General features: G+C 64.8%; 20 protein-coding genes and 3 pseudogenes. 15 read left to right on the plus strand and 8 right to left on the minus strand.

All coding sequences use genetic code 11. The annotated features are described in order from the left end of the window. Nucleotides 1-70 precede the first annotated feature (70 nt). Complete coding sequence (locus BTH_RS16305; protein WP_009892541.1) at nucleotides 71-853, minus strand: aldolase; 783 nt, start codon at nucleotides 851-853, stop codon at nucleotides 71-73. A gap of 131 nt (nucleotides 854-984) precedes the next feature. Between BTH_RS16305 and BTH_RS16310 the strand changes: the two genes are divergently transcribed. After that, on the plus strand, nucleotides 985-1,542 hold the full coding sequence (locus tag BTH_RS16310) for a helix-turn-helix domain-containing protein (protein WP_009892540.1): 558 nt from the start codon (nucleotides 985-987) through the stop codon (nucleotides 1,540-1,542). Between the two features lie 154 nt (nucleotides 1,543-1,696). Here BTH_RS16310 and BTH_RS34525 read toward each other — a convergent pair whose 3' ends face one another. Continuing rightward, entirely contained in the window at nucleotides 1,697-1,840 is a 144-nt protein-coding gene (locus BTH_RS34525) for a hypothetical protein (RefSeq protein WP_011401874.1), read from the minus strand. Nucleotides 1,841-2,441: 601 nt separating this feature from the next. Here BTH_RS34525 and BTH_RS16315 point away from each other — a divergent pair. From BTH_RS16315 to BTH_RS16325, 3 genes and pseudogenes are all read left to right on the plus strand, one after another. Beyond that, nucleotides 2,442-2,984 (plus strand): annotated as a pseudogene (locus tag BTH_RS16315) (integrase arm-type DNA-binding domain-containing protein); the annotation flags it as partial. A gap of 5 nt (nucleotides 2,985-2,989) precedes the next feature. Further along, nucleotides 2,990-3,433, plus strand: a pseudogene (locus tag BTH_RS16320) (LysR substrate-binding domain-containing protein); the annotation flags it as partial. Between the two features lie 4 nt (nucleotides 3,434-3,437). Beyond that, entirely contained in the window at nucleotides 3,438-3,686 is a 249-nt protein-coding gene (locus BTH_RS16325) for an EexN family lipoprotein (RefSeq protein WP_025369530.1), read from the plus strand. 11 nt (nucleotides 3,687-3,697) lie between these two features. Here BTH_RS16325 and BTH_RS33650 read toward each other — a convergent pair whose 3' ends face one another. After that, nucleotides 3,698-3,892, minus strand: a complete 195-nt coding sequence (locus BTH_RS33650; RefSeq protein WP_127446434.1) for a hypothetical protein — start codon at nucleotides 3,890-3,892, stop codon at nucleotides 3,698-3,700. A 12-nt stretch (nucleotides 3,893-3,904) separates the two neighbouring features. Between BTH_RS33650 and BTH_RS16330 the strand changes: the two genes are divergently transcribed. From BTH_RS16330 to BTH_RS16340, 3 genes are all read left to right on the plus strand, one after another. After that, nucleotides 3,905-5,689, plus strand: coding sequence for a TRAP transporter large permease (locus BTH_RS16330; RefSeq protein ID WP_009892534.1), 1,785 nt, complete (start codon nucleotides 3,905-3,907; stop codon nucleotides 5,687-5,689). Between the two features lie 42 nt (nucleotides 5,690-5,731). Further along, nucleotides 5,732-6,742 carry a TRAP transporter substrate-binding protein gene (locus tag BTH_RS16335; RefSeq protein ID WP_011401877.1) on the plus strand — a complete coding sequence of 337 codons (1,011 nt, stop codon included), beginning with the start codon at nucleotides 5,732-5,734 and terminating at the stop codon, nucleotides 6,740-6,742. 115 nt (nucleotides 6,743-6,857) lie between these two features. Beyond that, a complete protein-coding gene (locus BTH_RS16340; protein ID WP_011401878.1) occupies nucleotides 6,858-7,889 on the plus strand; it encodes a LacI family DNA-binding transcriptional regulator in 1,032 nt (343 codons plus the stop codon). Nucleotides 7,890-9,071: 1,182 nt separating this feature from the next. Here BTH_RS16340 and BTH_RS35190 read toward each other — a convergent pair. Both BTH_RS35190 and BTH_RS16345 read right to left on the minus strand, forming a co-directional pair. After that, nucleotides 9,072-9,188 (minus strand): annotated as a pseudogene (locus BTH_RS35190) (branched-chain amino acid ABC transporter substrate-binding protein); the annotation flags it as partial. Between the two features lie 11 nt (nucleotides 9,189-9,199). Beyond that, nucleotides 9,200-10,141 carry a CysB family HTH-type transcriptional regulator gene (locus BTH_RS16345; RefSeq protein ID WP_009892530.1) on the minus strand — a complete coding sequence of 314 codons (942 nt, stop codon included), beginning with the start codon at nucleotides 10,139-10,141 and terminating at the stop codon, nucleotides 9,200-9,202. 219 nt (nucleotides 10,142-10,360) lie between these two features. On the opposite strand from BTH_RS16345, the gene BTH_RS16350 reads away from it, so the two are divergent. The 6 genes from BTH_RS16350 (at nucleotide 10,361) to cobA (ending at nucleotide 16,570) form a co-directional block, all read left to right on the plus strand. Beyond that, nucleotides 10,361-12,040 (plus strand): nitrite/sulfite reductase, encoded by a 1,680-nt coding sequence (locus BTH_RS16350; RefSeq protein ID WP_009892529.1) that lies wholly within the window; start codon nucleotides 10,361-10,363, stop codon nucleotides 12,038-12,040. A 22-nt stretch (nucleotides 12,041-12,062) separates the two neighbouring features. Beyond that, nucleotides 12,063-12,605: a DUF934 domain-containing protein gene (locus BTH_RS16355; protein ID WP_009892528.1), complete on the plus strand. Its 543-nt coding sequence runs from the start codon at nucleotides 12,063-12,065 to the stop codon at nucleotides 12,603-12,605. After that, on the plus strand, nucleotides 12,602-13,351 hold the full coding sequence (locus BTH_RS16360; protein ID WP_009892526.1) for a phosphoadenylyl-sulfate reductase: 750 nt from the start codon (nucleotides 12,602-12,604) through the stop codon (nucleotides 13,349-13,351). The genes BTH_RS16355 and BTH_RS16360 overlap by 4 nt, the downstream gene beginning before the upstream one ends. 81 nt (nucleotides 13,352-13,432) lie before the next feature. Further along, nucleotides 13,433-14,398 (plus strand): sulfate adenylyltransferase subunit CysD, encoded by a 966-nt coding sequence (gene cysD, locus BTH_RS16365; protein WP_009892525.1) that lies wholly within the window; start codon nucleotides 13,433-13,435, stop codon nucleotides 14,396-14,398. 22 nt (nucleotides 14,399-14,420) lie between these two features. Continuing rightward, nucleotides 14,421-15,737, plus strand: coding sequence for a sulfate adenylyltransferase subunit 1 (locus tag BTH_RS16370; RefSeq protein ID WP_009892523.1), 1,317 nt, complete (start codon nucleotides 14,421-14,423; stop codon nucleotides 15,735-15,737). A 59-nt stretch (nucleotides 15,738-15,796) separates the two neighbouring features. Then, complete coding sequence (gene cobA, locus BTH_RS16375; protein WP_009892522.1) at nucleotides 15,797-16,570, plus strand: uroporphyrinogen-III C-methyltransferase; 774 nt, start codon at nucleotides 15,797-15,799, stop codon at nucleotides 16,568-16,570. 209 nt (nucleotides 16,571-16,779) lie between these two features. Here the strand turns inward: cobA and BTH_RS16380 are convergent, their stop codons facing one another. Genes BTH_RS16380 through lptF form a run of 3 tightly spaced genes read right to left on the minus strand, consistent with a single transcriptional unit; the run spans nucleotide 16,780 to nucleotide 19,447 of the window. Beyond that, nucleotides 16,780-17,166: a sirohydrochlorin chelatase gene (locus BTH_RS16380; protein WP_009892521.1), complete on the minus strand. Its 387-nt coding sequence runs from the start codon at nucleotides 17,164-17,166 to the stop codon at nucleotides 16,780-16,782. 28 nt (nucleotides 17,167-17,194) lie between these two features. Further along, on the minus strand, nucleotides 17,195-18,346 hold the full coding sequence (gene lptG, locus BTH_RS16385; protein ID WP_009892520.1) for an LPS export ABC transporter permease LptG: 1,152 nt from the start codon (nucleotides 18,344-18,346) through the stop codon (nucleotides 17,195-17,197). A 3-nt stretch (nucleotides 18,347-18,349) separates the two neighbouring features. Further along, a complete protein-coding gene (gene lptF / locus BTH_RS16390) occupies nucleotides 18,350-19,447 on the minus strand; it encodes an LPS export ABC transporter permease LptF (RefSeq protein WP_009892519.1) in 1,098 nt (365 codons plus the stop codon). 120 nt (nucleotides 19,448-19,567) lie between these two features. Here lptF and BTH_RS16395 point away from each other — a divergent pair, with 120 nt between their 5' ends. Both BTH_RS16395 and BTH_RS16400 read left to right on the plus strand, forming a co-directional pair. Next, nucleotides 19,568-21,079: a leucyl aminopeptidase gene (locus BTH_RS16395; protein WP_009908597.1), complete on the plus strand. Its 1,512-nt coding sequence runs from the start codon at nucleotides 19,568-19,570 to the stop codon at nucleotides 21,077-21,079. Nucleotides 21,080-21,122: 43 nt separating this feature from the next. Further along, entirely contained in the window at nucleotides 21,123-21,539 is a 417-nt protein-coding gene (locus BTH_RS16400) for a DNA polymerase III subunit chi (protein WP_009892517.1), read from the plus strand. Nucleotides 21,540-21,557: the final 18 nt, after the last annotated feature.

Below are 21,557 nucleotides of genomic sequence, written 5' to 3' on the forward strand. Positions count from 1 at the left end.
CTCCGAATGTTCGTTGTGGTCGGTGCGTCGGCGGCTTGTCGCCGGCCCGACGCGCGGGCGCCTCGGCGGATCAGCCGAGGCAGTCGGGGTGATGGCGCAGCGCGCGGCGCGCGTAGTACGCGAACGTCACCGCGTCGCGCTTGGGCGTCGAGATCCAGTCGCGCGCGTCGGTCGCGAGCGCGGGCGGAATCGGCTCGATCGCGCCCGCGGCCATCGCGAGCAGTTGCAGCCGCGCCGCGCGCTCGATCAGGATCGCGAGCATGCAGGCCTCTTCGATCGTCTTGCCGACGACGAGCTGGCCGTGATGGGACAGCAGGATCGCGCGCTTGGCGCCGAGCGCGTTCGAGATGATCTCGCCTTCCTCGTTGCCGACGGGCACGCCCGGCCAGTCCTTCAGGAACGCGCAATCGTCGTAGAGCGGACAGGTGTCCATGTGCGACACGACGAGCGGCGTCTCGAGCATCGATAGCGCGGCGACGTGCGCCGGATGCGTGTGGATGATGCAGTTGACGTCCGGACGCGCGCGATAGATCCATGTGTGGAAGCGGTTCGCCGGGTTCGGAATGCCCTGGCCGACGATCACTTCGATATCCTGATTGACCTGCAGCAGGTTCGATTCGGCGATCTCGTCGAAACCGAGTCCGAGGCGCTGCGTGTAGTACGTGTTCGGCGTGTCGGCGCGGCACGTGATCTGCCCGGCGAGGCCGGAGTCATGCCCGTCGTCGAACAGAATCCGGCACGTGAGCGCGAGCTTTTCGCGCGCGGTCCATCCGCTGTCCTTGATTTCGTTGTCGAGCCGCCGCTGCGCGAGCGCGACGAGCTCGGCCTTGCCCATCTTCAATGTGTCGACCATGCAGCCTCCAAGTCGTGAACGAATGTGCGATGTGTGCGATGCGGCGCTGCGCCGCACGCAAAACACAAGGTCGATTATATGACACGAAGTGTCATGAGATACAATCTGTTTTTCAAAAGACATTCGCCGTCATGACGATTCGCCTGAAGCTGCTGAGGAAGCAGAAGGGATGGACGCTCGACGTGCTGGCCGAAGCGGCCGGTCTCACGAAGAGCTATTTGTCGAAGGTCGAGCGCGGCCTCAGCGTGCCGTCGATCGCGGTTGCGCTGAAGCTGTCGAAGGCGCTGCAGGTCGACGTCGAGCAACTGTTCTCGGAGAGCCGGGACCGCGAATTGATCACGGTCACGCGGGCGGCGCAGCGCGCGCCGATGGGCAGCGCGGCGAGTGCGCGCACGTACGAGAGCATCGCGGCGGGCGTCGCGCCGAAGAAGCTGTTGCCGTTCGTCGTGCATCCACCGCGCGATTACGTGAGCTCGGCGTTTCGCGAGCACGAAGGCGAGGAGATGCTGTTCGTCCACAAGGGGAGTGTCGAGATCGAGTTCCCGAACGAGACGATCAAGCTGAAGACGGGCGATTCGGTGTATTTCAACGCGTTGATTCCGCACCGGATGCGCAGCGTCGGCGTGACGCAGGCGGAAGTGCTCGTCGTCGTGAGCGACGACGAGGGCGTGCACGACGGCGCGCGGTAGCGGCTGTGGGCGCGTCCGCGCAAGCGGCGGTCAATCGGGAGGAGAAAGGCGATGCGCGACGGGCGGGGGGCGTCCGGCGGCGCGTGGCACGGAGGATGGACTGGTGAATGCGCCGTGCCGATCGGCCGGACGCGAATCGTCGGTTAGCGAGGGCTTATTCGTCGTTGCCGATCTTCATGAAGCGCCGGATCGACCGGATCGCGTACGCCAGGCCGCCTGCCGCGACGAGACCGCCCAATCCCAGCAGCACGTTTTCGAGCGAGAGCGTGTGTTTAAGAGATAAAACAATGCCTTGCATCTATTGCATTCATCATACGTTTGAAGGGGAATTGTAATAGTTCCGTGCTGTATCGGTCCCAGATATTTGCGTACGGCGAAACTTTTGGCGGGTAAGCCGGCGATTTCTTCCGGAGAGACACCAATTCGGGCCGCAGGCGAGCAGGCGCGCGGCGTTTGATGTGCGTCATTACCTTGATGGGTTGCAAGGGTGCGCCGCGTGGCACGGCTTGGCCCCGTCGGCGGAGCCGCACCCGGCGAAGCAAATGAAAAAGCCCCGTGCTGATTGGATCAGTCGGGGCTCGATGGCAGTGGTCGACGAAGCGGAGCATGTCCGTCGTCGGTCTGTGCTGTAGTGAGCATCGACGGCGCCGCCGCGATGCTTCGATGTTACTGGTGCCAGGGCCGGAATCGAACCGGCACGCCTTGCGGCGGGGGATTTTGAGTTTGGCAGCCTCCTATAGCATCGGACTACGCTGGAACCTGCTAAGCCTTGCTGGGCTTGGTTTTCCAAGAGGTTAGTCCCGTCTAACCTTACGCCTAGACCAGACCGATTGCGGCACACTTTCCGATGCCGTGGCTCCTGGCTGGTTCCTGCGTTCGATCTCGAACTAGGAGGCGTCATGGCCAAGATCAAGCTCACAAAATCCGCTGTTGATGCGGCTGAAGTCACCGGCAAAGATTACGAACTGCGGGACACCATTGTCCCCGGATTTCTCTGCAAAGTCACCGCCCACGGGCGCAAGGTCTTCATGCTCCAGTACCGCACGAACTGGGGCGAGCGCCGCAAGCCGAAAATCGGCCAATTCGGCGAGTTGACCGTCGAGCAGGCCCGCTCGATCGCGCAGGACTGGCTGGCTGATGTGCGGAAAGGCAACGATCCGAGTGCCGCGAAACTGGCTGCGCGTATGTCGCCTACCGTCAAAGAGTTGTGTACCCAGTTCATGGAGGAATACTCCAGACCTCGCAACAAGCCGAGCACCGTTGATACTTACCAAGACCAGATCGACCGTTTCATCGTGCCGATGCTGGGCAAGCTCAAAGTACCCGACGTAACCCGACAACATATAACGACTCTGATGCGCGATCTGGCGAAAATTCCGGTCACGGCCAACCGGGTTCTGTCCTGCATCCGCAAGATGTTCAACATGGCCGAGGTATGGGGCTAACGTTAATGGTAGCGGTGCCGGCTCGGCATCCGCTGCTGGCGCATAAATATTTGCCACTGGAAGAAGTGCTGCACTACCCGTTGGTACTGGGCGACCCACACGCCTGCGAGGGCTTTGCTCGCCAAGTGGATCGTATTCTGCGCCGCGTGGATCGAGAGCCGATCGTTGCCGAATGGGTCGCATCCATCGACTTGATGATGGCCTTAGTGTCAGCAGGCTTCGCCTTGGGTCTGGCGGGCACCTCGCAGATTGTGGCCAGCAGAGAGCCGGGTATCGTCGCACGGCCGCTGGCTGGACGCGCTCCCATGCTCACGACCTATCTGCTGCGTTCCGACAATGAACCGTCGCAGGTGCTGGCTCGTTTCATTGAGCGAGTAAGCAATCTTGAATCACTTGCGGCAAAGAAGGCCGTCGTATCATTTGATCCCGACGCGAGGGAGGAATAGCGCCGTGAAACCGATCATGCTGATTCTGCTCGTTGCATTGCTGACGGCCTGCGGCAAATCCAAGCCGACCGAAACGGTGGATTCCCTCGTAGCCAATCCCGAGCACTTGAAGGAACTGCGCCAGCAGTGCAAGAAAGATCGTGTCACACTTGGCGACGAACTCTGCAACCGCGTGGCCGAGGCAACGAACCGGCAGTTCCTGGGCAATGGCAAAGCGCCGTACACCCCGCCGAAGGATGCGCCGAAGTTCTAATCGTTGCCGATTCATCTAAAACTTCGATCTTCCAGCTTGATACGCCGCAATGCGCCTTTGCTTGCGGCGTTTTTCATTCGTTCGCCTTTGCGCGAAATCTTGCTTTTTTCTCGATATTTCTGCCGATAACGGTCTTTGACCGCCTCTTGACCTGACGCCAATCGGCCGCCTACAACCCGCTGCTCGAAGTCCGGCGCGGCGCGCATGAAGTGCGTGACGTGCAGAACATCGCGGACATTCTGGTCGATCCCGAAGGTGCGCTGGAGAAGCGCAACCATTGGGAGAAGACCTCGCACGCACTGCTGGTCGGCGCGATCCTGCATGTGCTCTACGCGGGCGGGGACAAAACGCTGCGCGGTGTCGCCAACTTCCTGTCCGATCCGGCTTGCCCGTTCGAGCTGACGCTGCACCGGATGATGACGGCACTCGGCAATGGCGACTTCTTCGCGACGAGCTATTTCGGCCAGGAGGCGATCGACATGATGCCGGCGCTACAGATTCCGCGCACCGTCGATCTCGCCGGCGTGATCGTAGGGTTCCTCTGCATCGCGATGTCAGCGTTCATGCGGCTTGTCGCTAGCCGGCGCGCGCACGTGTGCATCGCGCTCGCGCTGCTGGCTGCGCTGATCGGTGGCGGCTGGCTTGCGCGCGATGCCATGGCGATACTCGGCAACCTGAATCTCGTGCTCGATTTCGTCGTGCTGCTCGGTGCCGCCATTGCGATCGGTGTGCCGATCGCATTCGCGTTCGGCGCGGCGACAGTCGGCTACCTTCTTGTCGTCACGCACGTGCCGCTAAGCATCGTGATCGGTCAGATGACAGACGGCATGACCAACCTCGTACTGCTCGCGATTCCGATGTTTGTGCTGCTCGGGCTGCTGCTGGAGGCGACCGGCATTGCGCGACGGCTTGTCGAACTGATCGCGATGTTTGTCGGTCGCACGCGCGGCGGCCTGAACGTCGTGCTGGTGGCGGCGATGTTTTTGGTCTCTGGTATTTCCGGATCGAAGCTCGCGGACATGGCCGCAGTGACACCGGTGCTTTTTCCCGAAATGGAGCGGCGCGGACAGCAGCGCGCCGAAATGATTGCGCTGCTCGCCACGTCGGCGGCGATGGCCGAGCTGATTCCGCCGAGCCTCGTGCTGATCATCGTCGGAACGGTCTGCAATCTGTCGATCCAGTCTTTGTTCATCGGCGGGCTGATGCCGGCAGTGGTCGCGTCGCTAGGTCTGATCGCGGTCACGCTGCTGCGCGCGAGGCGGCGCAGCGAGCGCGCCGACGCGACGACGACGTCACGAGCCGCGGCAGCCTTGCCTGTGCATCCCGCAACCGCCGTATTCGAACGTGGTCACGGTGCGCGACGCTGGCGCGTATTCTTCGCCGCTTTGCCGGGGCTCGTATTGCCGTTCATGATCCGTTACTTCGTTGTCGAGGGCATCACGACCGCGACCGAGGTCAGCACGGTCGGCATCGTGTATACGCTCGCGGTCGGCATACTCGTGCATCGCGAGTTCAATTGGCACAAGCTCTATCCGATGCTGCGTGAAACCGCAGTGCTCACGGGGGCGATCATGCTGATGATCGCGATGGCGACCGCGATGAGCTGGGCGCTGACGCAGGCAGGCTTTGCCAGTGCGCTTGCACGGATGCTGGAGCACGCGCCCGGTGGCAAGGTGACCTTCATGGCGCTGTCAATTGCGCTGTTTATCACACTCGGAGCACTACTCGAAGGCATTCCCGCGATCGTGCTGTTCGGGCCGCTGCTGTTTCCGATCGCGCTGCAGCTTCATATCGACGGCATTCACTATGCAATCGTGGTCGTGCTGTCAATGAGCATCGGCATGTTCGCGCCGCCGATCGGCGTCGGCTACTACGGTGCATGCGCGGTCGGCAAGTGCGATCCGGATCGGGGCGCCACCGCGATGCTGCCATACCTCGGCGCGCTGCTGGCGGCGCTAGTGGTGATCGCCGCCGTGCCGTGGTTGTCCACAGTCGCGGTTTGAGGGTGTGATACGAACAATTACGGAACGGTGAGGAGACACATCATGAGCATGAATCGCAGAGCTTTCGTGGGCGTGGTCGCGGGCATCGCCGCGGTGACCGTTGTACCGCGCGCCGCGCGCGCCGCGGAATTCACGTACAAGCTCGGACACGACCAACCGATTACGCATCCGCAGCACATTCGCGCGGTGGAGGCGGCTGATAAGATCGCCAATGCGTCGGGCGGCCGGATGGTCCTCGAAATCTATCCGAACAGCCAGCTCGGCAGCGATACGCAGATGGTCGCGCAGGTACGTTCGGGCGCGTTGGAGATGACGCTGCAAGGCGACATCATTCTGGGCAACATCGTGCCGGCCGCGTCGCTCGCCGGTCTACCGTTCGCGTTCGCCGGCTATGACGAGCTATGGCGCGCGATGGACGGCGAATTCGGCCGCGCCATTCACGCGGAAATTGAGCGCAAGACCGGGCTGCACGTGATGGAGAAGGGATGGGACGCCGGCTTCCGTCATCTGTTCACGAGTGAGAAGCTGGTGCACAGCGCGGCGGACATGAAGGGCCTGAAGCTGCGTGTACCGGCGGCCGCGATCGACCAGTCGCTGTTCAAGTCGCTTGGTTCCGCGCCGACACCGGTGCCGAGCGGCGACGTTTATACCGCGCTGCAAACGCGGCTCGTCGATGGCGCGGAGGGTCCGCTCGTCACGATCGAAAACGCGAAATACTATGAGGCCGCAAAGATTGTTTCGCTAACGAGCCATCAACCGACGCCGTTCGAGCTGGTCGTGAATGGCGCCGCGTGGCGGCGTCTGCCGAAGGATCTTCAGGCGATCGCGTCCCAGTACCTGAACGAAGCCGCGCTGTTCGCGCGCGCGGACATCGCGAACGGCGAGGGCGGTCTCAAGCAACGGCTACGTTCGCAAGGCGTGACCCTCGTCGATCCGGACCGCGATTCGTTCCGGCGCGCGGTGCGCGACGCGGGCCTCTACCGGCAATGGCGCGACAGCTACGGCGTGGCGCCGTTTGCGATGCTGGAGAAAGTCGTTGGCACGCTGGCATGACGAAGCTGCGGCGGCGCGGTGATCCTGGAGCGGGTGCGCACTGGCCGTCGGACCGGCGCAGGTTGGCGGCGAGATCGGAGTCGGGTATCGTTCTGCGGATAACCAGGAAAGAGTCATGGGACGCAAGAGTCATTCGCACACGGTGACGCTGAAGGACGTGGCGCGCGAAGCCGAGGTGTCATACCAGACCGTGTCGCGTGCCATCAACGGATACGATGAAATCAGCGCGGAAACGCGCGAGAAGGTGCTCGATGTCTGCCGTCGGCTAGGCTATCGCCCCAACCGCCTGGCGGGCAGTTTGCGATCGAAACGCTCGAATGTCGTGGGCCTCATTGTGTCCGATATCGAAAACGTGTTTTTTGCCGAGGTGGCGAGTGGCGTCGAATCCGAGGCGAGACACAAGGGTTATTCGGTGTTGCTCGCGAATACGGCCGAAGACATTGTGCGCGAACGCGAGGCGGTAGGGCAATTCTTCGAGCGGCGCGTCGACGGGCTGATTCTTGCGCCGAGCGAGGGAGAGCACGATTACCTGCGCACCGAGCTGCCGAAGACGTTTCCAATTGTGGCGGTCAATCGCGAGCTGCGGATTCCGGGCTGCGGCGCGGTGCTGTCCGAAAATGTGCGAGGCGCGCGCACCGCGGTCGAGTATCTGATCGCACGCGGCCATACGCGCATCGGCGCGATCGTTGGCAGCGCGGGGCTGATGACGTCGCGTGAACGGTTGAAGGGCTTTCGCGCCGCAATGTCCGCGGCGGGCCTGCCGGTCCGCCAGGAGTGGATCGCCGCAGGTGGCGTACGCGCGGACAACGGCCGCGACGGGGCGATCAAAGTGCTCACGGGTGCGGATCGCCCCACGGCATTGCTGACGTCGAGCCATCGGATCACCGAAGGGGCCATGCAGGCGCTGAACGTTCTAGGCTTGCGCTATGGGCCGGACGTGGAAATCGTAAGCTTCGACAATTTACCGTGGATGGCCTTTCTCGATCCGCCACTACCCGTGGTCGAGCAACCGACCCGGCGCATCGGGCAGGAAGCCATGCGCATGCTGATACACATGATCGAAGGCACGGGCAATGCGACGGAAATGCGTTTACAGACTCGCTTTGTCACGCACGTGGGTCAGGATTTAAGCGTCGAAGCAGAATGACTCGATGTCCACCCACGTCAGGTCATCGGGCTCGGAAGTAGGTGTTCTGTTTGCCCGCGTATATTTGTGTCGCGCTGATCGGAGTTAATGCGGACTTCCCTAATGTCGTGGGTTTCATTTCATATGGCGAGCGCAAGAACGGCACACTCGACCTGACCTCATCGCGCAGCAAGCCGCAGCAGGCGGACTGGGCGCCGCCCACCGCATCCCCTGCCCATTGCGGCGGGGCGTCGTGCTGCTGAGGCAGCACGTCGCGCACGCGCGTCGCGTTTCTTCAACACTGCCCCCATCTCCTCGCGCACCTTCGCTAGGACTTGGTCGGTCAGTTTGTGGATGGTCGGGCGTTTCAGGTCGGAGTGCGTCAGGATTGTAGTCCCTTCGTGCGACGATCGATATCGACTGGTTACCAACGAGAAAAAGCCGCCTCTGCATGAGCAGAGGCGGCTTTTCTTGAATTGGTGCCCGAGGCCGGAATCGAACCGGCACGCCTTGCGGCGGGGGATTTTCTTCCCACTTCGGCTTTCGCCGCCGACGCTTCCGAAGAAGCGGCGTTCGTGGTCTGGAGCACGCCTTCACCATAGCGCCGCGTGTTACCGCCTTGCCTTAGGTGCCCGCCGTCTGCTCTCTACACCTTCCCTTGGATCTTTCGATCTGAGGGCTTGGCTCGGCATTAGCTCGGACTGAATCGTCCAGGGCCTTCACCGAGTTTGACGGGCTTCACCTCAAGAATTTCTTCGAGAGGGCTCAAATTTGGTCTGAGTCCCCTGCGTCTACCAATTTCACCACTCGGGCATGACGCGATGTTACAGCACTACCTACTGCGACCTACTTTGAGCCAGTACGCGCCGTACCGGCTCCTGATTGGCTCCTAGCTCGAAAAGCTGGCTTTTCGCTCAGGAGCCGAGATTTCCTACAAACCCTTGTCTGTCATGGCTTTGCGGACGATGAACCCAAGCTAACCATAGGTAAAAGTACCTATTTTTGAGTCCCCTGCGTCTACCAATTTCACCACCTAGGCAAACCTGCGCCGCACATGCGATTGCGCGCGGCGAAAACGCAAATTATTACCGAAATCCCCCTTGCGGGCAAGCATCCCGCATGCCGATGCGGAACATGGGATGGTTCGAGGGTTCCCTGGCTCAGACAGATCAAGCGCCATGCGTCACGATGCGCATCACGCCTGCCCGCTGCGTCGCCCGCGAACTGCGTGACCGGGTCGCGCCCGTATTTTGCCTCGCGTGCGACGACGAACGCGAGCGTCGCCCGCTTCGCCGGAAGGCCGGCCGGCGGGCAGCGCGCGCGGCCCGGCGTCACAGCTCGTAGGTCTCGGCCTCGCCCTTGAGCGCAGTCTCGACGAGCTTGCGGTTCAGCGTCGGCGACAGCAGCTCGACGAGCGTGTAGATATAACCGCGCAGATACGCGCCCTGCTTGAGCGCGACGCGCGTCACGTTGCTGCCGAACAGGTGCCCGACCGGAATCGCGCGCAGATTGCGGTCGCGCTCCGGGTTGAACGCGACGTCGGCCAAGATGCCGACGCCGAGCCCGAGCTCGACGTAGGTCTTGATCACGTCCGCGTCGATCGCCTCGAGCACGATGTCGGGCGTGAGGCGATGCAGCGCGAACGCCTGGTTGATCTTCTTGCGGCCCGCGAACGCGTCGTCGTACGTGATGAGCGGAAACTGCGCGAGATCGTCGAGCGACAGCGGCTTGCGCTCGAGGAGCGGGTGATCGGCCGGCACGACGGCCGTGTGGTGCCACTGGAAGCAGGGCAGCGACACGAGTTCCTTGTAGTCGGCGATCGCCTCCGTCGCGATCGCGAGGTCCGCCTGATCGTGGATCACCATTTCGGCGACCTGCGTCGGGCTGCCCTGCAGGATCGACAGATGCACCTTCGGGAAGCGTTTCTTGAACTCGGCGATCGCGGCCGGCAGCGAGTAGCGGGCCTGCGTGTGCGTCGCGGCGATCGTCAGGTTGCCCTGGTCCTGCGCCGCGTAGTCCTTTCCGACCCTTTTAAGGCTCTCGACCTCCTGGAGGATCCGCTCGACCGATGCGAGGATGATCCTCCCCGGTTCGGTCAGGGAGCGCACGCGTTTGCCGTGGCGCGTGAAGATCTCGACGCCGAGTTCGTCCTCAAGCTCGATGATGGCTTTCGATACCCCCGGCTGCGACGTGTACAGCGCTTTCGCGGCTTCCGTGAGATTGAAATTCTGCCGGACGGCCTCGCGCACGAAGCGAAATTGGTGCAGGTTCATTTATAACCCTTCCGCATATCAACAGAATTTTTTAGTCGTTTGAAATATAAGGGGAGTTTATTACGATTGCCCCGTGTTTTTCAAATATGGATATCTGTAATCGTCATTTGCACATGACCGGCCGGGCGGATGGCCGACTCGGCGCGGACGGTGCAGGATTCGGGCGCGGCGTGGCTAGGACGCCGCGCGGTCATATCGAGCAAACCCTGGGGTCCCCGAATGTACCAGTACGACCAGTACGATCAGACGATCGTCGACGAGCGCGTCGCGCAGTACCGCGACCAGGTCCGCCGCCGCTTGTCCGGCGAATTGAGCGAGGACGAGTTCCGTCCGTTGCGGCTGCAGAACGGCCTGTACATGCAGCGCCACGCGTACATGCACCGCATCGCGATTCCCTACGGCAATCTCCGCAGCGTCCAGTTGCGCATGCTCGCACGCATCGCGCGCGAGCACGATCGCGGCTACGGCCACTTCTCGACGCGCTCGAACATCCAGTACAACTGGGTGAAGCTCGAGGAAACGCCCGAGATCCTCGCGAAGCTCGCGTCGGTGCAGATGCACGCGATCCAGACGTCCGGCAACTGCATCCGCAACATCACCGCCGACCAGTTCGCGGGCGTGGCTCAGGATGAGGAGATCGATCCGCGTCCGTGGGCCGAGATCCTGCGCCAATGGTCGACGTTCCATCCCGAATTCGCGTGGCTGCCGCGCAAGTTCAAGATCGCCGTGTCCGGCTCGAAGGCAGACCGCGCGGCCGTGCAGATCCACGATCTCGGCGTCTACCTGAAGAAGAACGAGGCGGGCGAAGTGGTCGCTAGCATCCTCGCGGGCGGCGGCCTCGGCCGCACGCCGATCGTCGGCGCGATTATCCGCGAGAACCTGCCGTGGCAGCACCTCCTCACCTATTGCGAGGCGGCGCTGCGCGTCTACAACCGCTTCGGCCGCCGCGACAACCTGTTCAAGGCGCGGATCAAGATCCTCGTGAAGGCGCTGTCGCCTGCGAAGTTCTCGCAGATGGTCGAAGAGGAATGGCAGCATCTGAAGGACGGCCCGTCGACGCTCACGCAAGCCGAAGTCGACCGCGTGTCGCAGTTCTTCCAGCCGCCCGCCTACGAGAAGCTCGCCGACACCGACGCGTCGTTCGAGCAGCATCTGCTCGAGAACCGCGCGTTCGCGCGCTGGGTCGAGCGCAACGTCGCGCCGCACAAGGTGCCGGGGTACGCCGCCGTCACGCTTTCGCTGAAGAACCATCGCGTCGCGCCCGGCGACGCGAGCGCCGAGCAGATGGAGCAGGTCGCCGACTGGGCCGACGCCTATTCGTTCGGCGAGCTGCGCGTGTCGCACGAGCAGAACCTGATTCTCGCGAACGTGAAGAAGCGCGATCTGTTCGCGGTATGGGAAAAGGCGAAGGCGGCCGGCTTCGCGACGCCGAACGTCGGCCTGCTGACCGACATCATCGCGTGCCCGGGCGGCGACTTCTGCTCGCTCGCGAACGCGAAGTCGATTCCGATCGCGCTCGCGATCCAGCAGCGCTTCGACGATCTCGACTACGTGTACGACCTGGGCGACGTGTCGCTCAACATCTCGGGCTGCATGAACTCGTGCGGACACCACCACGTCGGCAACATCGGCATTCTCGGCGTCGACAAGGACGGCGCCGAGTGGTATCAGGTGTCGCTCGGCGGCGAGCAGGGCACGGGCGCGGGCGGCGCGCGCCTCGGCCGCGTGATCGGCCCGTCGTTCTCCGCGGAGGAGGTGCCCGACGTGATCTCGAAGCTGATCGACACGTTCGTCGAGTCGCGCATCGACGGCGAGCGCTTCATCGACACGTACGATCGCATCGGCATCGCGCCGTTCAAGGAGCGCGTCTACGCGGCGCGCCAGACCGCGCACGCGTAACCCAGCGTAGAGGAATCTGCAGATGGCTTTGATTATCAAGAATCGCGAAGTGATCGACGACGCGTGGCAGGTCGTGCGCGCGGCCGAAGACGGCACGCTGCCCGCGCTCGACGCGCTGCCCGCCGGCAAGGTGCTCGTGCCGCTCGCGCTGTGGCAGGCGGCGCGCGACGCGCTCGTCGCCACGAAGGCGAAGGAAGAGCTCGGCGTGTGGCTCGCGCCCGACAGCGAGCCCGCCGATCTCGCCGCGGACTTCGGCCGCATCGCGGTGATCGGCGTCGAATTTCCGCGCTTCGCGGACGGCCGCGGCTACAGTATCGCGCGCCTGCTGCGCGAGCGTCATGGCTGGAAGGGCGAGTTGCGCGCGATCGGCGACGTGCTGCGCGATCAGCTCCTTTACATGTCGCGTTGCGGCTTCGATGCGTTCGCGGTGCGCGCGGACAAGAACATCCACGACGCGCTGAACGCGTTCGGCGAGTTCTCGCAGCGCTACCAGAGCGCATTCGACGAGCCGGCGCCGCTGTTCCGCCGCCGCGCGGCGGCGGCCGAAGCGAAGGTGAGCGCATGAGCGCCGCCGACGCAACGTTGCTGAGCCCGGCGCTCGCCGGAAAGATCGAGCGGCTCGACGCGCTGCTCGCGCGGATCGCCGAGCGTCATCCGGAGGTCAAGCTCGCGAGCAGCCTCGCTGCCGAGGACATGCTGATCACGCATGCGATCCTGTCGAAGGGCGTCGCGATCGGGGTCTTTTCGCTGAATACGGGCCGCCTGCATGCGGAGACGCTCGGCATGATCGAGCGCGTGCGCGAGCGCTACGGCTACGAGATCGAGCAGTTCCATCCGAGGCAGGACGCGATCGACGCATATGTCTCCGAGCACGGCCTGAATGCGTTCTACGAAAGCGTCGAGCTACGCAAGCGCTGCTGCGAGATCCGCAAGGTCGAGCCGCTGAACCGCGCGCTCGCGGGCGTCGACGCGTGGGTGACGGGCCAGCGGCGCGAGCAGTCGGTCACGCGCGCGGAGCTTCACGAAGAGGAGCGCGACGCCGCGCGCGGAATCGCGAAGTACAACCCGCTCGCCGACTGGACCGAAAGCGACGTGTGGGCTTACCTGAAGGCGTTCGACGTGCCGGTCAATCCGTTGCACGCGCGCGGCTATCCGAGCATCGGCTGCGAGCCGTGCACGCGCGCGATCCGTCCCGGCGAGGACAGCCGCGCGGGCCGCTGGTGGTGGGAGTCGCGCGACACGAAGGAGTGCGGGCTGCACATCACGATCGCGCCGGTGCCGTCGGCCGGAGCCGAATCGGCTTCCGCCTGATCCGGGCCCGGCACATAATAAGATAGTCAGATTGCGCCGCCGGCAAGCCCGGCGGCACGAACCCAGACAAGGACCGTAATCATGAGCACGACGCTCGAACAATCCGCTTTTGCCCCGTCCGCCGGCGCGTCGTCGGGCCGGATGGGCCATCTCGACTGGCTCGAGGCCGAGTCGATCCACATCCTGCGCGAGCTCGTCGCGGAATGCAGCAAGCCGGCGCTGCTGTTCTCGGGCGGCAAGGATTCGGTCGTCGTGCTGCATCTCGCGCTGAAGGCGTTCGGGCTCGGCGCGAACCGCAAGACCACGCTGCCGTTTCCGCTCGTGCATATCGACACGGGCCACAACTACGACGAGGTGATCGACTTTCGGGACCGCCGCGCGAAGGAGATCGGCGCGCAGCTGGTGGTGGGCCACGTCGAGGATTCGATTGCGCGCGGCACGGTGGTGCTGCGCCGCGAGACGGATTCGCGCAACGCCGCGCAGGCGGTCACGCTGCTCGAGACGATCGAGCGGCACGGCTACACGGCGATGATCGGCGGCGCGCGGCGCGACGAGGAGAAGGCGCGCGCGAAGGAGCGGATTTTCTCGTTTCGGGACGAATTCGGCCAGTGGGACCCGAAGGCGCAGCGCCCGGAGCTGTGGAGCCTGTACAACGCGCGGCTGCACCGGGGCGAGCACCTGCGCGTGTTCCCGATCTCGAACTGGACGGAGCTCGACGTGTGGCAGTACATCGCGCGCGAGCGGCTGGAGCTGCCGTCGATCTACTACGCGCACCGCCGGGAGATCGTGCGGCGCAACGGGCTGCTCGTGCCGGTGACGCCGCTCACGCCGATGCGCGAGGGCGAGACGAGCGAGCAGGCGCTGGTGCGGTTCCGCACGGTGGGCGACATCTCGTGCACGTGCCCGGTCGAGAGCGACGCCGACGACGTGGAGAAGATCATCGCGGAGACGGCGGTGACGGAGATCACGGAGCGCGGGGCGACGCGGATGGACGACCAGGCGTCGGAGGCCGCGATGGAGCAGCGCAAGAAGCAGGGCTATTTCTGACGCACGCGAGGACATATCCATCATGAGCATCATCGAGAACAACGAAGACCTCGGCGTACTGCGGTTCATCACGGCGGGCAGCGTGGACGACGGCAAGAGCACGCTGATCGGGCGGCTGCTGTACGACAGCAAGGCGGTGCTGTCCGATCAGCTTTCCGCGCTGTCGCGCGCGAAGAACAAGCGCACGGTCGGCGACGAGCTCGACCTCGCGCTGCTCACCGACGGCCTCGAGGCCGAGCGCGAGCAGGGCATCACGATCGACGTCGCGTACCGCTACTTCGCGACCGCGAAGCGCAAGTTCATCATTGCCGACACGCCGGGCCACGAGCAGTACACGCGCAACATGGTGACGGGCGCGTCGACCGCGCACGCGGCGATCATCCTGGTCGACGCGACGCGCGTGACGTTCGAAGACGGCGCCGCGCAACTGCTGCCGCAGACCAAGCGCCACAGCGCGATCGTGAAGCTGCTCGGTCTGCAGCACGTGATCGTCGCGATCAACAAGATGGATCTCGTCGACTACAGCGAGACGCGCTTCAACGAGATTCGCGACGCGTACGTGAAGCTCGCGCAGCAGCTCGGCCTGGCGAACGTGCGCTTCGTGCCGGTATCGGCGCTGAAGGGCGACAACATCGTCGCGGCGAGCGAGCGGATGCCGTGGTACGCGGGCGAGCCGCTCCTGAACGTGCTGGAGACGCTGCCCGTCGAGACGCAGGCGCATGACGCGCTGCGCTTCCCGGTGCAGTGGGTCGCGCGCCAGGACGGCAGCTCGGCCGACGATTTCCGCGGCTACATGGGCCGCATCGAGGCGGGCGAGGTGAAGGTGGGCGACGAGATCGCCGTGCTGCCGTCGAACCGCACGGCGACGGTCGCCGAGATCATCGCGCCGGTGCCGGGCGGCACGGCGGCCGTCGATCACGCGTTCGCGGGCCAGGCGGTGACGATTCGTCTTGCCGAGGACGTCGACGTGTCGCGCGGCGACACGTTCGTGCCGCGCGCGCAGCCCGTCGAACCGGCGAAGAAGCTCGAGGCGGATCTCTGCTGGTTCGACGAGACGCCGCTTTCGCCGCAGCGCAAGTATTTGCTCAAGCAAACGACGAACACCGTGTTCACGAAGGTCGGCGCGGTCAAGCAGGTGCTCGACGTGCACACGCTGTCGCACGCAACCGATCGCCACGATCTGAAGATGAACGATATCGGCCGCGTCGCGTTGACGCTGCAAAAGCCGATCGTCTGCGACACGTACGATGCGCATCCGGGCACGGGCGCGTTCGTGCTGATCGACGAGGCGACCCATCACACGGTCGCAGCGGGTATGATTCGTGCGTTTTCCGCGTGACGTCGCGCGCCGCATCGGCGGCGCCCGCCGGCACACGTGCACGAAGGGGATCGATGCAAATGGGTAAGGTGTATCTGATCGGCGCGGGGCCGGGCGCGGCGGACCTCATCACGGTGCGCGGCGCGCGCCTGCTCGCCGAAGCCGACGTCGTGCTGCACGATGCGCTCATCGAGCCCGCGATGCTCGACTACGCACGGCGCGCGCGCAGGATCGCGGTCGGCAAGCGTTGCGGGCAGCGCTCGACCGCGCAGCACTTCATCAACAAGCAGATCGTCGACGCGGCGCGCGAACACGCGGTCGTCGTGCGGCTGAAGGGGGGCGATCCGATGCTGTTCGGCCGCGCGGACGAGGAAATGCGTGCGCTCGAAGCGGCCGGGATCGATTACGAAGTCGTGCCGGGCATCACTGCGGCGCTCGCGAGCGCCGCGGCGCTCAAGCGCTCGCTGACGCTGCGCGGCGTCGCGCGCAGCGTCGCGTTCGCGACGAAGAGCCGCGCGCCCGGCAGCGACGAGATTCGCGAGCAGGTGAACGCGGATTCGCTCGTCTACTACATGGGCCGCGACAGCGCGCCCGGAATCGCGCAGCAACTGATCAACGCGGGCCGCGCGGGCGCGACGCCCGTGGCGATCGTCGAGGCGTGCAGCACGCCGCGCGAGCGCATGCTCACGCTCACGCTCGCCGAAATGGCGGCGGGGGCGGCGCAGGCGTGGCTCGATCCGGCGCAGCCGAGCCTGCTGATGATCGGCGACGCGTTCGCCGAGCGTGCGCCGCAGCTTGCGGACGAGGCGTCGCGCGACGAACCGAACAGGCGAGGGATGCGCAACGCGGCTTGATGCGGCGTGCCCGGGTGTGCCGGCGAAGCGGCTCGCCCGCACACGGCGCGCGGCCTTCGGCGCGGGAAGCGCGCGCGAGCCGGGCGGGCGGCGCGACACGGGCGGAAGATACGACTGAATCGCGCGATAGGCGCGAAACGAACGATGCGCCGGCGATGAGCCGGCGTTTTTTTATGCCGTCGCCCAGGGCTGCCGCGAGCGGCGAGCGGTCAATGCGCGGGGGGCGCGCTCGTGCGCATGCAGTACGCGACGATCGCATCGAGCACCGCATCGTCCTCGCCGACCGCGGTCGCGCAGCGAATGTCGATGGCCGGATACGCGGCGCGGCACGCGTCGATCAGTTGCGGCAGGTCGCGTCGAACGTGGCCGCCCTCGCCGAAGAACACCGGAATCACGGTGATCACGTCGCAGCCTTGCGCGGCGAGTGCGGCCGTCGCCTCGACGAGTGACGGCTGCATCAATTCGAGAAACGCGAGCGCGACGCTCGCATCGGCGCCGCGCGCCGCGCGCAGCTTCGCCGCGAGGCGCTCGAACGGCTCGGCCCAGCGCGCGTCGCGCGCGCCGTGGCCGAAAAGGACGATTCCGTGTCGATTCATCGCGCCCTCCGATGATGCGCGTATGCGCTCAGTGCCGATCGACCCACTTCAGCGCGAAGAGGCCGAGCGCGAGATAGATGCAGCCGGGCAGCGCGGCGGTGAGCGGCGCGGGCCACGTGTTCAGCGTGCCGATGTGCGAGAACAGCGTGTTGAAGAGCTGAAAGCTCATGCCGAGCATGATCCCGCCGAACACCTTCACGCCGACGACGCCCGCGCGGGTATGCAGATACGCGAACGGCAGCGACAGCACGAGCATCACGAACACCGCGAACGGATACAGCAGCTTGCGCCACAGCGCGATGTCGTAGCGCTGCGTGTCCTGCTGGTTCTCCTTCAGGTGCTGGATGTAGCGGAACAGATTGAAAAGCGACATCCGCTCGGGCGACACGAGCAGCACCGACAGGATCTGCGGCGTCAGGTCCGAGCGCAGCGAATACTGCGGCAGCGTGACCTGTTGCGCGCGATACACGGGGTTGAGCGTATCGTTGGGCGCCGTCGCGCCGTTGCCCGCGAGGTTCGTGAGCTGCGTGTCGGTGACGTCGGTCAGCAGCCAGTGGCCGGGCGGCTGATAGCGGCCGCTCTTCGCGATCCGCACGTTCTGCAGGTTGAATTTGGAATCGAATTCGTAGATGCGCACGTCGCTGATCGTCGAGTCGGGCGACAGCGTGCCGACGTTGACGAAGCGTGTGACGGGCTCGCCGTTGTCGCGCGCGGTCAGCGTGTCCTTCACCCAGACGCCCGATGCGAAGTTTGTCGACACCGACGAGCCGAGCGCCTCGAGCCGCACGCGCTCGGACAACTGATCCGAGTACGGGCCGATGAATTCGCCGATCAGGTAGGTCGCGATGACGATCGGCACGCCGATCTTCACGAGCGAGCGCAGCGCCTGGTTCGTCGCGAGGCCGGACACGCGGAAGATCGTGAATTCCGAGTTCGCGGCCATCTGCGCGAATACGTAGATCGCGCTGATCAGCGCGGCGACCGGAATGATCTCATAGAAGCGCGACGGCGCCTGCAGCGCGACGCGCAGCACCGCGTAGCCGAACTTGTAGTTGCCGTGGCCGACCGAGTTCAGCTCGCTGATCAGATCGAAGAAGAAGAACAGCCCTGAGAACGCGAACAGCACGAAGATGAACGTGACGTAGATCTGCCGCGCGAAGTACTTCTCGTAGAGACGCATCGGTCAGGCCCCCTGCGAGCGGCCGAACGCGGCGCGCGAGAAGAGGGGCCGGTTGCGCACGCGCAGCCAGAACAGGAACGCGACGACTCCGGCGATGATCGCGTGCAGCCCGATGAGCCCGAGGCCGAACGGAATCTTGCCCCGCTCCATTTGCGACTGGACGACGTTCAGCAGATTCGAATAGGTGAGGTAGATCAGCACGGCCATCACGAGGTTCACGGTCCGCCCGCGGCGCGGGTTCTGATAGGCGAGCGGGATCGCGAGGATCATCAGGTTGATCGCGATGAGCGGCAGCCCGGCGCGCCACGCGAATTCGGCGAGGTTCTGGTTGGTCGGGTTGCGCAGCAGATCGGGCGTCGACGTGCCGGTGGTCGTCGGCTGGCTGACGACCTGCTTGCTCTGGATCTTCACGCCGTAGCGCTCGAACTCCATGATCTTGAAGTTCGGCTGGCCGGGCACGCCGTCGTAGCGGCGGCCGTTCTCGAGCACGATGAAGCGGTCGCCGTTCTTCATCGTCTCGGTGTGGCCCGTCTGCGACACGACGACGTTCACCTTGCCGTGCTCGGTCGTCGTGACAAACACGTTCTGCACCTTCGCCTGGTCGGGCGACATCTTCTCGATGAAGAACACGCGGTGGTTCGCCGCGGACTCGCGGAACTGGCCGGGCGCGAGGAGCGACACCTCGTCGCGCTGCTGGAAGCGCGCCTTGATGAGCTTGCTCTGCTGGTTCGACCACGGCCAGCCGACGAACGCGAAGAAGGCGATCAGGATCACGATCGGCGTCGCGAACACGCCGATCGGCTTGATGAGCCGCGTGAGGCTCACGCCGGACGCGAGCCAGACGACCATCTCGGAATCCTTGTACCAGCGCGTGAGCACGAACAGGATCGACACGAACAGCGTGCCGACGAGGATCATCGCGAGATAGCCGATCACGGTGAGGCCGATCAGGACCAGCACGTCCTTCGGATTCACCTCGCCGGACGCGGCGTAGCCGACGATGCGGATCATCATCGACGTCAGCATGATCGTGAGCAGCACCATGAAGACGGCGCCGGCGGTATACGCAAGCTCGCGCTGGAGGGAGCGTTCGAAGATCATTATTGATGCGAAGAGGGCGGGAAACAGCGCACGAGTGGGGGGCGCTCACGCCGCACGGGAAAAATAGCGGATAATTGCGGCTTTCATCCTTAGCCCAGATTTTATCCGAGGACAAGCGCGATGGACTTTAGCATAAAAGGCTGTGATTGGAGCAAAGGCTCGGCGAAGGGTTTCCTGACGGGGAAATCGGACTGCATCGTGCTGGGCGTGTTCGAGGCGCAAACCTTGTCCGGCGCGGCGCTCGACATCGACGAAGCGGCGAAGGGCCTCGTCTCGCGCGTGATCAAGGCGGGCGACATCGACGGCAAGCTCGGCAAGACCTTGTTTTTGCACGAGGTTTCGGGAATCGGCGCGTCGCGCGTGCTGCTCGTCGGCCTGGGCAAGCAGGATGCTTTCAGCCAGAAAGCCTACAACGACGCGGTGAAGGCCGCCTGGCGCGCGCTGCTCGGCACGAAAGTGGTCCAGGTCACCTTCACGCTCGCGCAGTTGCCCGTGCCCGAGCGCGCGTCCGACTGGGGCGTGCGCGCGGCGATTCTCGCGCTGCGCAATGAGACGTACAAGTTCACGCAGATGAAGAGCAAGCCGGACGCGAGCGCGCCGGCGCTCAAGCGCATCGTGTTCAGCGTCGATCCGGCCGACGAGAAGGCAGCGAAGATCGCCGCGAAGCAGGCGGTCGCGCTCGCGAACGGGATGGACCTCACGCGCGACCTCGGCAATCTGCCGGGCAACGTCTGCACGCCGACCTACCTCGCGAACACCGCGAAGAAGCTCGCGAAGGACTGGGGCCTGAAAGCCGACGTGCTCGGCCTCAAGCAGATCCAGGCGCTCAAGATGAGCTCGTTCCTGTCGGTGGCGAAGGGCTCGGTCGAGCCGCCGCAGTTCATCGTGCTGCACTATCAGGGCGCGGCTGCGAAGGCGGCGCCCGTCGTGCTCGTCGGCAAGGGCATCACGTTCGACTCGGGCGGCATTTCGCTGAAGCCGGGCGAGGGCATGGACGAGATGAAGTACGACATGTGCGGCGCGGGCTCGGTGCTCGGCACGATCCGCGCGGTCGCCGAAATGGGCCTGAAGATCAATGTCGTCGCGATCGTGCCGACCTGCGAGAACATGCCGGCCGGCAACGCGAACAAGCCGGGCGATATCGTCACGAGCATGAAGGGCCTGACGATCGAGGTGCTCAACACCGACGCGGAAGGCCGTCTCATCCTGTGCGACGCGCTCACGTACGCGGAGCGCTTCAAGCCGGCCGCGGTGATCGACGTCGCGACGCTGACGGGCGCGTGCATCATCGCGCTCGGCCATCACAACACCGGCCTCTTCTCGAAGGACGACGCGCTCGCGGGCGAACTGCTCGACGCGTCGCGCGAGGCGGGCGACCCGGCGTGGCGCCTGCCGCTCGACGACGAGTATCAGGATCAGCTGAAGTCGAACTTCGCGGATCTCGCGAACATCGGCGGACGCCCGGCCGGCAGCGTGACGGCCGCGTGCTTCCTGTCGCGCTTCGCGGAAAACTATCCGTGGGCGCACCTCGACATCGCGGGCACCGCGTGGAAGAGTGGCGCGGCGAAGGGGGCGACGGGCCGTCCCGTGCCGCTTCTCGCGCAATTCCTGATCGACCGCGCCGGCGCGTGATGGCGCAAGGTTCGGCAAACGGCGCGGCAGGGCGCGGCGAGCGATGACGCGGATCGATTTCCATACGAACGTCGGCGATTCGCTCGCATACGCGTGCCGGCTGCTGCGCAAGGCGTATCAGGCGGGGCAGCCCGTCGTCGTGTGCGCGGAGCCCGCGCGGCTGCGCGCGCTCGACGAGCGTTTGTGGACGTTCTCGCCGCTCGATTTCATTCCGCATTGCGCGGTCGACAACGCGCATGCGGCGAGCACGCCGATCGTGCTGACCGCGGATCTCGAGCGCGCGCCGCATCACGGAATCCTGCTGAACCTGGGCGCGCAGGTGCCGGCGCAGTTCGCGCGCTTCGAGCGCCTGCTCGAGGTGGTCGGCAACGCGCCCGACGAGCTCGCGGCCGGCCGCGACCGGTACCGGTTCTACCGCGACCGTGGTTACGCGCTCAACAATCACAAGCAGGGCGGCTAGCCCGAGCGGACGGAGGAC

Origin of the sequence: Burkholderia thailandensis E264, from assembly GCF_000012365.1 — a bacterium.
Classification (GTDB): Bacteria; Pseudomonadota; Gammaproteobacteria; order Burkholderiales; family Burkholderiaceae; genus Burkholderia; species Burkholderia thailandensis.